The sequence below is a fragment of the Paenibacillus sp. USDA918EY genome (assembly GCF_009870825.1).
GTDB classification, from domain to species: domain Bacteria; phylum Bacillota; class Bacilli; order Paenibacillales; family Paenibacillaceae; genus Paenibacillus_AQ; species Paenibacillus_AQ albilobatus.
In genome coordinates, this window is sequence record NZ_WTWY01000005.1 from 75,481 (window position 1) to 90,339 (window position 14,859).

The 14,859-nt window shown below is 45.6% G+C and carries 14 protein-coding genes and 2 pseudogenes; 12 read left to right on the forward strand and 4 right to left on the reverse strand.

What is annotated here, in order from left to right; translation table 11 throughout:
* Nucleotides 1-753: 753 nt before the first annotated feature.
* Together tnpA and tnpB are read left to right on the forward strand one after the other, a co-directional pair.
* Complete coding sequence (gene tnpA / locus GQY55_RS12430) at nucleotides 754-1,155, forward strand: IS200/IS605 family transposase (RefSeq protein ID WP_160041759.1); 402 nt, start codon at nucleotides 754-756, stop codon at nucleotides 1,153-1,155.
* Between the two features lie 19 nt (nucleotides 1,156-1,174).
* A pseudogene (gene tnpB / locus GQY55_RS12435) lies at nucleotides 1,175-2,266 on the forward strand (IS200/IS605 family element RNA-guided endonuclease TnpB); the annotation flags it as partial.
* Between the two features lie 49 nt (nucleotides 2,267-2,315).
* Here the strand turns inward: tnpB and GQY55_RS12440 are convergent.
* On the reverse strand, nucleotides 2,316-2,636 hold the full coding sequence (locus tag GQY55_RS12440) for a hypothetical protein (RefSeq protein ID WP_160041761.1): 321 nt from the start codon (nucleotides 2,634-2,636) through the stop codon (nucleotides 2,316-2,318).
* Nucleotides 2,637-3,365: 729 nt separating this feature from the next.
* On the opposite strand from GQY55_RS12440, the gene GQY55_RS12445 reads away from it, so the two are divergent.
* From GQY55_RS12445 to GQY55_RS12480, 8 genes are all read left to right on the forward strand, one after another.
* Entirely contained in the window at nucleotides 3,366-3,698 is a 333-nt protein-coding gene (locus tag GQY55_RS12445) for a winged helix-turn-helix transcriptional regulator (protein WP_160041763.1), read from the forward strand.
* Between the two features lie 238 nt (nucleotides 3,699-3,936).
* Complete coding sequence (locus GQY55_RS12450; RefSeq protein WP_160041765.1) at nucleotides 3,937-4,659, forward strand: NAD(P)-dependent oxidoreductase; 723 nt, start codon at nucleotides 3,937-3,939, stop codon at nucleotides 4,657-4,659.
* A gap of 13 nt (nucleotides 4,660-4,672) precedes the next feature.
* Nucleotides 4,673-5,131: a DUF2269 family protein gene (locus tag GQY55_RS12455; RefSeq protein WP_160041767.1), complete on the forward strand. Its 459-nt coding sequence runs from the start codon at nucleotides 4,673-4,675 to the stop codon at nucleotides 5,129-5,131.
* Between the two features lie 280 nt (nucleotides 5,132-5,411).
* Nucleotides 5,412-6,368 (forward strand): LytTR family transcriptional regulator DNA-binding domain-containing protein, encoded by a 957-nt coding sequence (locus tag GQY55_RS12460; RefSeq protein ID WP_236575574.1) that lies wholly within the window; start codon nucleotides 5,412-5,414, stop codon nucleotides 6,366-6,368.
* A 179-nt stretch (nucleotides 6,369-6,547) separates the two neighbouring features.
* Nucleotides 6,548-7,393 carry an ABC transporter ATP-binding protein gene (locus GQY55_RS12465; protein ID WP_160041769.1) on the forward strand — a complete coding sequence of 282 codons (846 nt, stop codon included), beginning with the start codon at nucleotides 6,548-6,550 and terminating at the stop codon, nucleotides 7,391-7,393.
* Nucleotides 7,390-8,100: an ABC transporter permease gene (locus tag GQY55_RS12470; RefSeq protein ID WP_160041771.1), complete on the forward strand. Its 711-nt coding sequence runs from the start codon at nucleotides 7,390-7,392 to the stop codon at nucleotides 8,098-8,100. Before GQY55_RS12465 ends, GQY55_RS12470 begins: the two co-directional genes overlap by 4 nt.
* Nucleotides 8,101-8,140: 40 nt before the next feature.
* Nucleotides 8,141-10,423 carry a preprotein translocase subunit SecA gene (locus GQY55_RS12475; RefSeq protein WP_160041773.1) on the forward strand — a complete coding sequence of 761 codons (2,283 nt, stop codon included), beginning with the start codon at nucleotides 8,141-8,143 and terminating at the stop codon, nucleotides 10,421-10,423.
* A gap of 105 nt (nucleotides 10,424-10,528) precedes the next feature.
* A complete protein-coding gene (locus GQY55_RS12480; RefSeq protein ID WP_160041775.1) occupies nucleotides 10,529-10,729 on the forward strand; it encodes a hypothetical protein in 201 nt (66 codons plus the stop codon).
* Nucleotides 10,730-10,934: 205 nt separating this feature from the next.
* On the opposite strand, the gene GQY55_RS12485 is transcribed toward GQY55_RS12480, so the two are convergent.
* Nucleotides 10,935-11,312 (reverse strand): VOC family protein, encoded by a 378-nt coding sequence (locus tag GQY55_RS12485; RefSeq protein ID WP_160041777.1) that lies wholly within the window; start codon nucleotides 11,310-11,312, stop codon nucleotides 10,935-10,937.
* Nucleotides 11,313-11,402: 90 nt separating this feature from the next.
* The gene (locus GQY55_RS32055; RefSeq protein WP_373309093.1) at nucleotides 11,403-11,690 is read right to left on the reverse strand and encodes an AraC family transcriptional regulator; all 288 of its coding nucleotides are present in this window, start codon (nucleotides 11,688-11,690) and stop codon (nucleotides 11,403-11,405) included.
* A 106-nt stretch (nucleotides 11,691-11,796) separates the two neighbouring features.
* On the opposite strand from GQY55_RS32055, the gene GQY55_RS12495 reads away from it, so the two are divergent.
* Nucleotides 11,797-13,785: a Na+/H+ antiporter gene (locus tag GQY55_RS12495; RefSeq protein ID WP_160041781.1), complete on the forward strand. Its 1,989-nt coding sequence runs from the start codon at nucleotides 11,797-11,799 to the stop codon at nucleotides 13,783-13,785.
* Nucleotides 13,786-13,923: 138 nt separating this feature from the next.
* Here the strand turns inward: GQY55_RS12495 and GQY55_RS12500 are convergent, their stop codons facing one another.
* Nucleotides 13,924-14,223: a putative quinol monooxygenase gene (locus GQY55_RS12500; RefSeq protein ID WP_160041783.1), complete on the reverse strand. Its 300-nt coding sequence runs from the start codon at nucleotides 14,221-14,223 to the stop codon at nucleotides 13,924-13,926.
* A 273-nt stretch (nucleotides 14,224-14,496) separates the two neighbouring features.
* On the opposite strand from GQY55_RS12500, the pseudogene GQY55_RS12505 reads away from it, so the two are divergent.
* A pseudogene (locus tag GQY55_RS12505) lies at nucleotides 14,497-14,844 on the forward strand (Rrf2 family transcriptional regulator).
* Nucleotides 14,845-14,859: the final 15 nt, after the last annotated feature.

Sequence of the window (14,859 nt, forward strand, 5' to 3'; positions counted from 1 at the left end):
ATAGGCAAAAGCCGCCGCTTTTTCTAGTGATCCATATCAAATAAACGGATACAAATGGATTAAAAAACACACGGGGACTATCTGCAAAGGAAGAAACAAATGCATTGTTAAACGAGTAGAAACAGCTCGAATGAATCGAAACACTAGTATAGGTATCGTCTATTAGATCTTAACTAATGGGGTAATGGTAAAAAGATCCCTAAATGGGATGGAAGAAGGGAAGGTAATGTATAGGAGGGGTATTGCTAGTATTATTGTTCGGTGAAATAACTTATCGCAGTTGAATTGCCGTTCGTACCACGCTGTTGTTCTGGAGGTTGCACCTTTGAATGGAAGAGTGACAAGTCGGAACGACCTACGACCTACACAAGAGTCCGAGCGGATTCGATTGTATACAGCCGTCTTGTTAAAGCAGGGGGGCGGTCGTGTCACGGGGGGCGAAATGCCGCCGGAAATGGCTGGTGGTACCTTGAGTTAATGGATTCAAAATCAATCCCCTATCCGCTTTATAAACCGTACAGGGGATTGATTTTGGTATTCATTAGGGAAGCTGGTTATTATTTATTCTTTGCGTCCAGAACACTCGTGACTTTAGTCATAAGATGAATGAACGCTCGGATGTGGTCTACCAAAAGGCATGTTGAACATCCGACATATGTTAATCATTTAATTAAGAATAAAACCAATAAATATAGGATATTTCTTTCCAGACAAATTGACATATGTTATCCTGAAATCAAGAGGAGGATAATTATGTCAGAAGTCAAGCGTGGGCGTGGATACGTCTATTCCATCCAGTATCATGTGGTATGGTGCGTAAAATACCGACACAAACTTTTAACAGGTGAAGTGGAGTCGAAATTAAAAGAACTACTACATCAAATTGCTTCGGATCATCAATTTGATATCACCGAAATAGAGACAGATGTTGACCATGTTCATCTTCTCATGGACTGCTCTCCACAGCACTCTATACCAAACATCATGAAAGCCCTCAAAGGTGTGTCTGCCAGATTGCTATTTAAAGAATTTCCTCACCTTAAAAAGGAATTGTGGGGAGGGAAACTATGGAATCCTTCTTACTTTGTAGCAACCGTCAGTGAACAAACAGAGGAGCAAATTAGGAGGTATATTCAAAACCAGAAAGTGAGGTGAAACTCAATGCTCATCAAGGAAAGCCTATAAATTCAGGATCTACCCCAGCAAAGAACAAGAAATTTTAATTGCAAGAACCATCGGATGTTCTCGTTTTGTGTTTAATCACTTTCTAGCCAAATGGAACGAGACGTACAAGGAAACCGGTAAAGGGTTAACCTACAACAGCTGTTCGTCCGAACTCCCGCATCTGAAAAAAGAATTTCCATGGCTAAAAGAAGTGGACAGCATCGCGATTCAGTCGTCGGTAAAAAATCTCGCCGATGCCTACTCACGATTTTTCAGGAAGCAGAACGATGCGCCACGCTTCAAATCAAAAAGAAATAAGGTTCAGTCCTATACCACAAAGCAAACAAATGGAAATATTGTGATAGACGGGAATAAGATCAAGCTCCCTAAGCTTGGACTTGTAAAGTTTGCCAAATCAAAAGAAGTCGAAGGACGCATTTTGAATGCAACCGTCAGATCCAATTCCAGTGGTAAATATTTTGTATCGATCTTGGTTGAAACAGAGGTAAATCCACTTCCTAAAACCAACAAAGAGGTTGGTATCGATGTGGGTTTGAAGGACTTTGCTGTACTCTCCAATGGTGAAGTATATGAAAACCCCAAATTCCTGCGCAAACTCGAAAAGAAATTAGCTCGTGAACAGCGTAAACTTTCCAGACGTAAAAAGGGACTTTCCAATTGGAACAAGCAACGGTTCAAGGTTGCTCGACTCCATGAGCGTATTGTGAACGCAAGAACGGACTACTTGCAAAAGATTTCCACGCACATTGTCAAAAACCACGACGTGATTGCGATAGAAGATTTGCAAGTTTCCAATATGCTTAAAAATCATAAATTGGCGAAAGCCATCAACGAAGTGTCTTGGTATCAGTTTCGCACCATGCTGGAATATAAGGCGAAATGGTTCGGACGCATCATCATTGCAGTAGGCAAAACATTCGCATCATCCCAACTCTGTTCTTGCTGTGGATACCAAAACAAAGACGTTAAGAATCTGAACCTTCGTGAATGGGAATGCCCTTCTTGTAACACATATCATCAAAGGGATCTGAACGCCAGTCAAAACATTCTTGCCGAAGGCAAAAGACTACTCTCTGTATAGCGGCAGTAACCGTAGGAACTACGGGGATAGCTTGGTCAATTCGTCGAGGTTACTCGGTTTTACCCAAGAATCCTGCGACCTCAGTCGTGGGAGGTTCAATCTGTATCACTTCTTGATATAATGACTCCAAATGTTGCTGGACATTTCGGAGTTCATCTTTTCCGCTTAATGTAATGTCGTATTGGGAGCCTTTGTTTGTAAGGTAACCTTCGCTCGTCAGATGATCCAGCTCCTGTTTAACTTGCTGTGGACTCAAATGATAGCCGTGGCTGTTAATTTCGGGTTGGATTTCCTCAGGCGTAATTGCATTTATATTCGCATGATACAATAAGTGGATTCGTGTAAATGGGCTCTCGAAACCTGAATGCATGGTGAAGGATCTCCTTTGCAAAAATAGTAATCCGATCACAGGTAGTATTGTTTTTCTGTCCCCGCATTATTCATTCCACGTATTAATCTTGTTGGTCCTCGAAAAAAGGTGGCGGATTCGATTGTTTTCTGGAGTCTCACAATCTATCGCTAGTCCAAAATGACAAGAACTTGTATGCTTAACCGATTCAGCTATAAGAGGGCTTTTGCTTGCGCCTAGGCGACCATGCCAGTCCCACTCACCGAATACGGAAAAATACGCCGATGTTTTTCTGTTCCGTAATAACGAACCCATGTTTGAGCAGACAGAGTACAGCATCTTTTCGGGGGCTCCAACTCTTAAAGTATTGCGACAAGGGAATGCGCTTCCTATAATGCGTACTTTGCCGATGTTGGCAAAATTGTTTTTGCTTCTGATGATAATGACCACATCCGGAAACCGGCTCATGATATCAGCTCCTTGCTTTAGAGGGATATCACAGGGTATTCCTTCTCACATCGTAATGTTTGGACACCCCGCGGCAAAAGTTATTGCCAAAATCAAACGACTAGAATTTGATCAATTTGATCTCATTCCCGACGGAGCTTAGGGGCGGAGATAAGCACCGCATGCATTATGTCTCTGTCCTTTATGGTTTCAATGATTGACTTGATTGTAGCGCTATCGTAAGATTTTGTTATGTTATTTTCAGGTAATGCACTTACTTACAAGTAAGGGGATGATTCATTAATGATTCATCAGCGTGAATGTCCAATCGAGACGATCATTCATGTTCTAAGTGGCAAATGGAAGCCGATGATTTTATGGCATTTGATTGAGTCCACAAAGCGATTCAACGATCTGGAAAAACTCATACCCGATGTTTCGCAAAAAATGCTCGCACAACATCTCCGGGATTTGGAACGGGAAGGCATAGTTGATCGAACGGTCTACCCTACTGTCCCTCCGAAAGTAGAATATTCCCTTAGTGAATATGGCCAAACATTGATTCCTGTAGCGGAAGTCATGTGTGCTTGGGGAGAGAAGCATAATAAGCGGAAATATGAAGAGCCGGCGTCCTAAAACCGGTTCATTGGATTGCACACGAATACAGTCAACTCAAAATGAAAGCTGCCTCGGGATTTCGGGCAGCCTTTTTGTTTGCCTGCAGTCGCACTCCCGGAACGAATTATATACTTTTCCGCCAAGCTTACTTTTAAGTAAGTACCCTACTTTAAAGTGGGTTCTTATCATCATAATGAAGCGATGCTAAGCTTGGGTTAACCAAATATGGGGGACCATTCAAGAGGAGGCAAGGACAATGAACATTATTGTTTTTGGAGCGACGGGGAATACAGGGAAAAGAGTGCTCTTGCAAGGGATAAAAATGGGGCATGAAATGACCGCATTTGTGCGAAATTCCGAGAAGCTTTATGCTCAACTAGGCGAGCATTCCGCAAAGCATGCGAAGGTGATCGTGGACGATATGATGGACCCGGCGAGCGTTCGTGAGGCACTCGCGAATCAAAACGCCGCTATTATCTCGGCCGGCCATGCGGGTCAGGGAGAAGAGTTTGTCCGTATCGTCGATAACATTATAAGCCAATGTGAATTGGAGCCTAGTTTCTCTGGGCGGGTATGGGTTATGGGAGGAGCCGGCCTGCTGGATATTCCATATACGGATCTGATCGGCAACGATTTACCCGGCTTCCCGCCTGAGTATAAAAATCACAACCGGAATTTCGAAAGGCTGCAACGGACTGGACTCGATTGGTCCATGATGTGTCCGGGAACAATGACGGATTCAAGAGAGCACCCAGATCCTCTGCATGTAACAACGGAAATATTGCCCGTTCCGATGCAGGAGACGATCAAGGACCTTTCCGAGGCAGAGATAGCCGGTCACTTGTTCAGCAGATTTCAAGAGCTGAATGTGGCTTATGACGATGTCGTAATGTGTATGCTCAACCATCTTGGGCTCGGAGGAGCGTTTAATAGAAAAAGGGTCGGTCTAGCCTATCAAAGCAATATTCCGGTGAACTGAGGAGAAGGGGATCATGGGATTATTTGGATTACTGCTCGTTTTGCATATATTGGCTTCGATCGCCTTTATCGGCCCTACTTTCGTGACGCCCATCATTCGTAGATCTGCTAGAACCGTCGGCCAGCTGCACTTTGTTTTAGGTATAACGACCAAACTGGCCATCATGCCTAAAATTGGCGGATTCGTACTTATTCTAACCGGGGTGGGGCTTATGATTATAACCAAGATGGGGTTATCCCAAATGTGGCTGAATGTATCCATTCTTTTAGCGCTGCTCATGATCGTCCTGATCGATGGATGGATCGAGCCGCGCATGAAAAAGATCATCAAGAGCATATCTGAAAGTCAAGACCAGGGTAATGAAATACCCGCCGAGTTCAGACGGATGATAAAAAAGATCGTACCCGTCGAGGCAGCAGCACAGCTGCTGATGATTGCCGTATTGGTGCTAATGGTCGTTAAGCCATTTTAGTTGTTCAAATGGAAGATGATGGCCTCCTATTTCTAGATGGTCTATGTAATATTGACAGCAGATTCAAATGAAAGTAAAATTTACCCAATAATCTAAAGCGATTGATGAAACAAGGTATATCATTTTTCGCTACACAGGGAATGAAAATGCCGGTTTCTAAGCGGCCCGTTATAGTCAAGTTTACGGTGGTTGTGCAACAGCAATACAACTTGGTGGAGCCGCGATTACGAATCGTCCCAAAGCGATTGCTTGGGGCGTTTTATTTTAGAGAGGGAAATATATGGGGAACGAAGAGCTAACTATGCAATTTCAACCCATCTATGATGATGGGAAATTACTTCTACCTAAGATCGAATTGACCATGACATCGAACCAATCGATTGGCATTATAACGGACTTGAAGCGAAAGCAGATTTTAATGAATCAATTAGCGGATCGTTCCCGATATTATGTATTTCGAGCTGGGCAAAACGAGTACATGCGTTTAACGGTGGAAGAGCTGATCACATTTCTAATCAAAGTAACGGAGAGGAATGAGCGTGTCGCCCCGTTGATGGATTATTTTGCTTTAAAAGAAGAACGGAAGGTAAAAATCAAGGATCTAAGCTCATCGAAAAGGATGTATGTGACATTGCTGCGTGTCTTTTTTGCGCATCAGCCTACACTTGTACTGGAGGAACCCTATTTTTACTTGGAAGAAGAGGATCGCCGTCAATTCAAACGGATTTTAGATGATCTTTCGAAAGAAAAGCAGATTTTAATTTTAACTTCGAATTTAGAGGATGCCATGATTTCCTGTGATGCCATTTATCGATTGAACGAATCCGGATTTCATCCATTGGATATTCGGGACTCCGAAGAGGATAAGCAGGAAGTGCAGAAACAAGATGAGGCCAATATGACCTTGCAGAAGATATCTACAAAAAGAAATGACAAAGTGATTTTATTTGATCCGCCGGAAGTCGATTACATAGAAAGCATGGATGGTTCGATCCTTGTTCATGTAGGTGGAGAAAATTATGTCTGTGCTTTGACGCTAACCGAGCTTGAGCAGAGATTGTTGAATTTCGGATTTTTCAGGTGTCATCGATCCTACATCGTTAATCTGCAAAAAGTAAGAGAGATTATTACATGGACGAAGAATAGCTACAGCCTGCGATTAAATACGGGGAAAGATGCCGTGGTTCCGTTATCCCGTTCAAAACTGCAGGAATTAAAAGCGCTTCTTAACATTTAAAATGCTTGCGAAGCAAACATAACTTCGTAAGCGTATGCCATTTCCGGGGCAATAAACGAAGCCATCAAGCATTTCATGGTACCATTCAGGCGAAATTAGCTACATTTCGGCGGTTTTTGATGGCTGAAAGCATGCAATCTTTATATATTTAAGCCATCAACGCTAAGGAAGTGGTGTTCATGGATGTGATCCGAGTAGAACATATTCGAAAGAGATTTGGGAATAAGGATGCGTTATTAGACGTGTCCTTTTCCATTCCGAAAGGGGAAATTTTTGGTTTCCTGGGTCCGAGTGGTTCGGGGAAAACGACATTAATCAAGATTTTAACGGCGCAATTAAATCCGACAAGCGGAAAGGCAAGTGTATTCAACCAGCCGGCGGAGATGATGCATCAGTCTGCGCAGAAGATGCGCTTTGGCATTTTGACGGATAACAGCGGTCGATATGAGCGATTAACGATTGAGGAGAATCTGGAGTTGTATCGTAAGTTATATGATCTACCTAAATCTTCGATCGATAAAGTGTTGCAGTTTGTGAACTTAAGCGGAGAGCGCAAAAAGAAAGTCAAGCGCTTATCGAAAGGGATGCGTCAGCGTGTCATGTTGGCATGCGCGATTATCCATGAGCCGGAGTTATTGTTTTTAGATGAACCTACTTCGGCTTTAGATCCCGTAAACTCGGCACATATTCATAAAGGCTTACGCTACTTAAATGAGAACGGGACAACGATTTTCTTAACTACGCATGATATGGCTGAGGCAGAATTGATATGTAACCGTGTGGCAATTTTGCATCAAGGGCAAATCCAAGCGATCGGCTCACCCAAGGAACTTAAAAAACAGCATCGGGAAAACGTCGTTTGCGTTGAATTGATCCATGGGGAGGCTTACGAGCTTCCGATCGATGAAGGAACGGCTGACAAAATCGCTGATTGGATGAAAAGAGGGTTAATAGATCGATTAGAAACAAAGGAGCCGAGTCTAGGTGATATCTTTATTAAAATGACAGGAAGTGAGTTACGATGAGTATCTCATTAAAACGTGCCGGTGCGATATTTGTGAAGGATTACAAAGAGTTTTCACGCAATTATGCGATCTCCTTTAGCCTGATTGTTCCAATTCTTTTCGCATTTCTTTTTCGAAGTGCAGGCCCGTCTTTGCCTGGGGCTATCGGTTTTCTTCTGAATACTTCGTTTGTGTTACTAACGTGTTTAGTGCAAGCTTGCTTGATTGCGGAAGAAAAGGAGCGTAACACGTTACGATCATTAATGATGACTCCGGCCACGACCTTGGATGTTTTGATCGGTAAAAGCACTTTAGTCTTTATCATATCTTCCGTTGCTCTGGCTATTGCTACGTTGATATTTGGGTATGAGCCGGCTAGCATATGGGCGTTTGTGACAGCCGTCCTCTTTTCGATTATTCTATACACCGCAGCGGGGACGATCTGTGGTTTATTCTCCAAGACATTGCTTGAAGCCTCATTGTCTATCATGCCTGTGGCGCTCGTATTCACTGCCGCACCATGGGGGGTGTTGCTAGCGGACGATTTCCCGATCTTTAAAGTGCTGGAGTATACACCAAGCGTTCAACTTGTCCATTTGTTAGATATACGCAATATAGGTTTTACGACTGCAGATTTATTAAAACCGCTCCTTATTATTTTGGCATGGACGATTGCATTAACGATGGTATCCGTTGTTTTGTATCAACGGCGGTTAAAGGATGAATAGGATAGAATCGCGTACAAAACCGAGGGGAGATCAAGTTCCTGTGAATACAGCCGTCAAGTTGTTGCAAAAAATCAAAGGCTATGATATCCAGAAAAAGCTGAAAGGTTATCGGGACAAAGCGGAGCTCATCAGGAAACGGAATTTGGAAGCTTGGGAAGATCAGCGGCTGCAAGCGGAATCCCTTCGGCTGAAAAAGGAAGCGACATCGGGTACGCCTTTGGATGAACTGCTTGTCGATGCCTATGCGTTAGTCTGCGAGGCGGCGAAGAGAACGCTCGGATTACTGCCTTACGATGTTCAGATCATGGCTGCCGTCGCTCTGCATGAGGGATGTTTGATCGAGCAGCATACCGGTGAAGGAAAAACGCTCTCGGCCGTGATGCCTGCCTATCTAAATGCGCTGACCGGCAAAGGCGTTCATGTGCTGACTTTTAACGATTATTTGGCAAATCGGGATGCCGGATGGATGGGCCCGGTTTATCGTTTTCTCGGGTTAACGGTAAACTCGGTTCAAGCGCGCATGAGCCCGTCCGAAAAAAGGGAAGCGTACGCAGCGGATATCACCTATGTTACGGCCAAAGAGGCGGGATTCGATTATTTGCGCGACACGATCGCACTGGATGAAGCCGACACCGTGCATCGTCCTTTCCATTACGTCATTGTCGACGAAGCGGATTCACTGCTTCTCGACGAAGCACGTGTGCCGCTGGTCATCGCCGGCGGGTCGGGTTCTTCCAGCAGCGAGGCCATTCGTTTCGCAGAAGTGGCCAGGCAGCTTAAGCAAGACGAGCATTACGACTTCGACGAGTTCAAGCGGAATGTTTATTTGAATGAAGCGGGCGCTGCGAAAGCGGAGTCGCTGCTAGGGTGCGGCAATTTGTACGAAAGCCATAATAGTCATTTGTTAATGTCGTTAAATTGCGCGCTGCATGCGGAATGGCTATTGAAAAAAGACGTCGATTACATCGTCCGGGACGGGAAAATCGAGCTGATCGACGAATATACCGGCCGCGTGGCGGAGAACAGGCATTTGCCGGACGGGCTGCAAGCCGCGCTTGCGGCCAAAGAAGGGCTGCAGACCTTAACCGGCGGGAATATTCTCGGTATGATCACCCTTCAACACTTCCTTAGCCTCTATCCGAAGATTTGCGGAATGACGGCGACCGCGCAAGCTTCCGCAACGGAATTCGAAGATATTTATGCGCTGCAGGTCGTGCAAATCCCGCCGAACCGGCCAATCATACGGATCGACCATCCGCACCGGATTTATACCCATAAAGAAGCCAAACTAAAGGCGCTTGTACAAGAAATCTCGTCCGTCCATAGGACGGGACGCCCGATTCTCATTGGCACGTCAAGCGTCGAGGAGTCTGACATGCTGGCGGAGGCGCTAACGGCTGCCGGCGTTCTTTGCCAAGTTCTGAATGCGAAAAACGACGCAAAAGAAGCCGAGCTCATCGCCAAAGCGGGAGAAATCGGCGCCGTAACGGTGTCTACGAATATGGCGGGACGCGGCGTCGACATTCGGCTCGGCGGCGGCAACCCCATGCAAGCGGAAATGGTCGCCAAGCTGGGCGGGTTGTACGTGATTGGCACGCATATGCACCAAAGCGTACGGATCGACAATCAGCTGCGCGGGCGATCCGGCCGTCAAGGCGACCCGGGAGCTTCCGTATTTTTCGTAAGCCTAGAGGACGAGTTGCTGCTTCGGTTCGGCATCGGTAAAGCGATTCGCGCTCCCCGGCAGGATGAGGCGCTCGAAGAGCCGGGGCTCCGCAGCAAAATTGAGCATATTCAGCGCGTTATTATGGGGCAAAACTTCGATATCCGCCGGGAACTGAACCGTTATTCGGATATGGTGGAGGAACAGCGTCGTATTCTATACGAGGAACGGCTCGGAATTATGAAAGGCGAGACGAAGGCGGGCCCTTCGGAGCAGCGGGTACGGCTTTATTTTATCGACAAGCTCTGGGCGGACCATCTGGCATACGTTTCTTACATTCGCGAAAGCATCCATTTGACGGGCCTTGTTAACCGCAATCCGATCGACGAATTCCATGCGCAAATCATCCAAGCCTACGAGCAAATTCCGGCTAAAATAAATCTGGAGTCGGCGAAAATGCTTGAGAGGCTCGAAGGTTCGAACGATCCGGCGAAGTGGGAACAGTTTGGTCTGAAGAGCCCCGCTTCCACGAGGACTTATGTCATCAACGATCAATATATGGAGTACTTGCAGAACCCCGGTTCATGGACCGCAGGGACGATCATCGCTTATTGGATTCGCAAGATGTTGAGGCCGGTGTTCGGGTGGTCAAAGTTTTAACCGGGAAAAAGACGGGCAAACGTTCGCCGGGCGGATGACCATCGTTTGATTCGTGCGACGCCGGGTAATATAGAATAAACAAGAACTTGTTTGGAGGGATTCGCAATGCCTTGGAATAAGCATGATTATCCTGTGTCCATGAAAAATTTGGAGCCCCGCGTGCGGAATAAAGCGGTCGAAATCGCAAACGCGCTGCTCGAAGAAGGCTATGAGGAAGGGCGTGCCATTGCCATCGCCACCGCCCAGGCGGAAAAGTGGAACGAAGACCATCCGGCTGGCGAAGAAAAGCATTCGAAGCATACGTAACTTCATGAATATTTCGTTCAGCACCGACTGCCAAGCCAATATAAACCCGGAAAAGGGCCGCAAACATATGCAGATCATCAAATATCCGTTCTAGCCAACATCAAAGTTTGCAAAATTTCAATAGAATCTTTAGATCATTCTTAAGAAACGAAAGGCCGGTTTCCTTGTTTAAGGATACCGGCCATTCCTTTTCACTCCATAAGAATCAAGCGACAAGACTGACCAAATTGCCATCCGGGTCCTTTATAATAGCATAGCGCTCGCCCCAAGGCGTATCGCTCGGCTCAAGATGTCGAATATATCCTTGCGACGTCAATCGGCGATACGATTCATCCAGCGTTTCACGACTGTCTAAATGGAAAGCAATCTCCATTCGATTTCCAATCGGCTCCTGGAAGCTGCCCAAAATAACTTGCACCGTTTCCCTCGTATCGAAAGCCAGGAATATTCCGTTGCATTCGACTTCAACATGTTGTTCTTCGTTCGCACTTGCCGGTATTTCAAATCCTAAGAGTCGATAGAAATCCAAAGCCCTCTTCATCTCTTCCACGAAAATTCCAATTCTCTTTAGCTTCATCGTCATGCTTTACAGCTCCCATCTTATGAATTCATATTTTCGTCATCATTGTATCAGTACTGCCGGCCGGCCGAATAGGAAAAAACGGACTTCTTTTCACGATCTTGTTAAACGTTTAACAGGCAATCCGTAATAGCGCGAAAAAGAATTAGTAAAATGTGATTGGTCGTAGTAACCATATTCAAGCGCAAGATCCGTCAAGTTGGAGTAGTTTCTCTTATGGAACTCTTTTAGTGCGCTTTGAAATCGGATGATCCCCAGCTTATGTTGACTAGTGAAGAACAAATTGAGATTGGAGGTGTTAATGAAGCTGTCGGTAATTCCGATAAAAATACCTATGGGAAAATGGATTATTGTTCTGAGGCAAAGTGCAAAGCGATTCATATCCAGTTCATAAATTTATTTTACAATAAGTTGAGTTCTTGTTAGAAAGCAAAGCAGTTTTTACGAATAGCTGCTGAATGCAGATACATATGGAGGTAAGATTCGTTTGGAATTGTTTGAATTTATTTTACTGATGTTGGCGGCAGTCTCATTATCCAATTTAGTGAACCGGTTTATCCCCTCGGTCTCTGTGCCTATTATTCAAATCGTGCTGGGGATGCTGATTACTTGGCTGCCCTTGCACTATGAACTGAAATTAAATCCGGAGCTGTTTATGCTACTGTTCATTGCCCCGTTGCTGTTCAATGATGGCAGACATGCGGATAAGGAAACGCTGTGGAAGCTAAAAAAACCAATCCTTTTGCTAGCGCTGGGTCTGGTGTTTGTAACGGTAGGCGTGATGGGCTATTTCCTGAATTGGCTACTTCCGGTCATCCCGTTGGCGGCATCCTTTGCACTGGCGGCTGCATTAGCGCCTACCGATGCTGTGGCCGTGGGTGCACTGGAGCAGAAGGTGAAAATCCCCCATCAGACGATGCAAATTCTCGAGGGAGAATCCTTAATAAATGATGCATCGGGACTGGTCTCATTTCAGTTTGCCGTGGCCGCAATGGTCACCGGTGTGTTCTCTTTCAAATCTGCCAGCATCAGCTTTATTTCCATATCCCTTGGCGGTGTGGTACTGGGCCTACTGCTCACGTTTGTAAAATATGGGGTGGTGAATTGGCTGCGAAGACTGGGGATGGAGAATGTCACGCTCCACATGCTGATTGAGATCCTGACCCCCTTTGCGATTTTCATGGCGGCCGAGGAATTGGGGGTTAATGGTATACTGGCCGTCGTCGCCGCAGGAATCGCCCATTCTATTGGTTACAAGAAAATGAATCCCGAAGTAGCCAAGCTGAGAGTTGTGTCCAAAAGCACCTGGTCGGTCATTATCTTTGTATTGAATGGACTGGTTTTCCTGCTGCTTGGCACACAGCTTCCGGATATTATTCAGACGATTTGGAGCAGCGCGGAAATAGGGAATCTAAAAGTGGTGATGTACACCCTATTATTGACTTCGGCTGTACTCGGGCTGCGCTTCATCTGGGCGCTTTTGATGGATATTTCTGAAGGGACCCTACCCCGCGGCCCTTGGCAGCCCCGGTTTAAGAAGGCGCTTATCCTCAGTCTATCGGGAGTCCGGGGAACGATTACACTGGCGAGTACGTTGTCACTACCGTTTTTTCTTCATGATGGCACGGCATTTCCGGCCAGGGATCTGATCATTTTCCTTGCGGCTGGGGTTATCCTGTGGACCCTGCTGGCATCCAACTACCTGTTGCCGCTTTTATTGGGAAAAGAAACGCAAACGGAGCAGGAAGAGGAGGAGATCCAGGCAAAAATTGAGATTTTGAGGAATGTTGTTACCGGATTAAACGAACTGACCACAGACCAGAACCGGCTGGCAACCGCTCAGATCATCAATACGTATACTTCCAGAATCCGAACGCTCAGGAAAGATGAAACGAAAGATAAGGTACAGCGGTCTTTGGGCTTGTCTGTCCTGAAATGGGAAAGAGAGAACACGCTGCTTGCGCTTAAAAAGAAAGAAGTGAATCCATACACAGCGTACCGTTACCTTAGCAAAATTAACCAACTGTTGTTTACGCACACAAGAGATGCAAGTTATAAAAAGGAGCTTTTCCCCGTTAAGGAGTGGGTCGAATTGTTCGGGAATCTGCAGCAAGTCCGGTTAAGCTTCCGAGAAAGACGCGCCGAATTGACCAAGCTCAGAATCCGAAATATTACATATGTCATTGAGAAGCTGAATGGTCTGCTCGCAGAAGGCGAACCGGATATGGAATCGGTCAGCTCGCTGATACTGCAGTATGAGCGTAGGCTGCTGTATCTGACCAGAGACGAATCGGACACCGGCAACAGAAAAGAGTTCGATACATCGATGCAGGAGGTAGCCCGGGTCGGAATTCAGCTCGAGCGAGACAACATCCAATCCATGTTTGAGACAGGGCGGCTTTCAAGACAGGGCATGAAGGAAATGAAACGTGATATTCTCTTCATGGAGCATGATTTGAGAGAAGAAACGAGTTGAAATGAAAAGAATCTATAAGGATAACCGTAATTGAACAGGTGCTCCGGTAGCTCAACTATCAAGTGTGCACAGCTGGGATCTGCCAACATGAAGCCGCATTTCTCTATTGATGAATGCGGCCGTTTTTTTGGGGTTGATTTAGAATGGCGGTCCCGATTTACTGATTTCATGCTTCTGCATTTCAACGCTTCGGATTGGAGTAATTTGCTTTGGGGGATTTGCTACAGCACGAAACGATTCTAAATCTTCTTCTGACTGCCAATACTCAAAATTGTTGACCCGCGATGGATCGACCGGGTCAGCCGTTATTGCCAGATCAAAACATCCAGGAGCTTGCCGTGCACGTTTCACGAGGTCCTCGTGTGCTTTAACGACTTCATCACGCTTATTCGGGTCAACTGTAAACCATCCTGCTATGATAACCTGATGTGGATTCATTGCATTCCCTCCCTCGTGATTTTAGCACCAATATCGAATTACGATTTCTTTTAGATTGCTATTTGTTTCGACAAAAGATCAAAATCCGGAAAGTCAGCCCGTTAAGTTCCGGGAATTAGGAATGAAGATCGATCGGGTTTTATCGTGGCAAGCGTCCTGGGCGTTCCGAATTGCATACTTTTTCAAGAATTCAGCAGGTATGCTTTATCCTTGACCTAATGAAACATTATAGTTATTATAGATATTTTAAATCTGTGATTCAGGCGATTATGAATGAAGTTCCCCAAGGCTACCGATTATGCCCTCCATACGATGCTCTTTCTTACTGCGGCGACTCCCCAAAAACCAGGTGTACAGCAGTTGGCAGAGCGACAAAGCGTGTCTCCAACCTATTTTGTCCAAAATACTGACCAAGTTGGTGAAGGCGGGCATGATTGAATCGATAAGTGGGGTGAATGGCGGCTATCGACTCAAACGAAATCGGGAAAATATTTCGTTCCTAGGTAGTATTCATGCGATTGAAGGCTCTTTGTTCGATTGCAGTTTCGATCATGGACCAGGATGCCGATTTAAAAGCTGGTGTTATCGGCAGAAGAGAAGTTGGATGAACCGTTGAAATAGGGGAGGGAGAGGAGA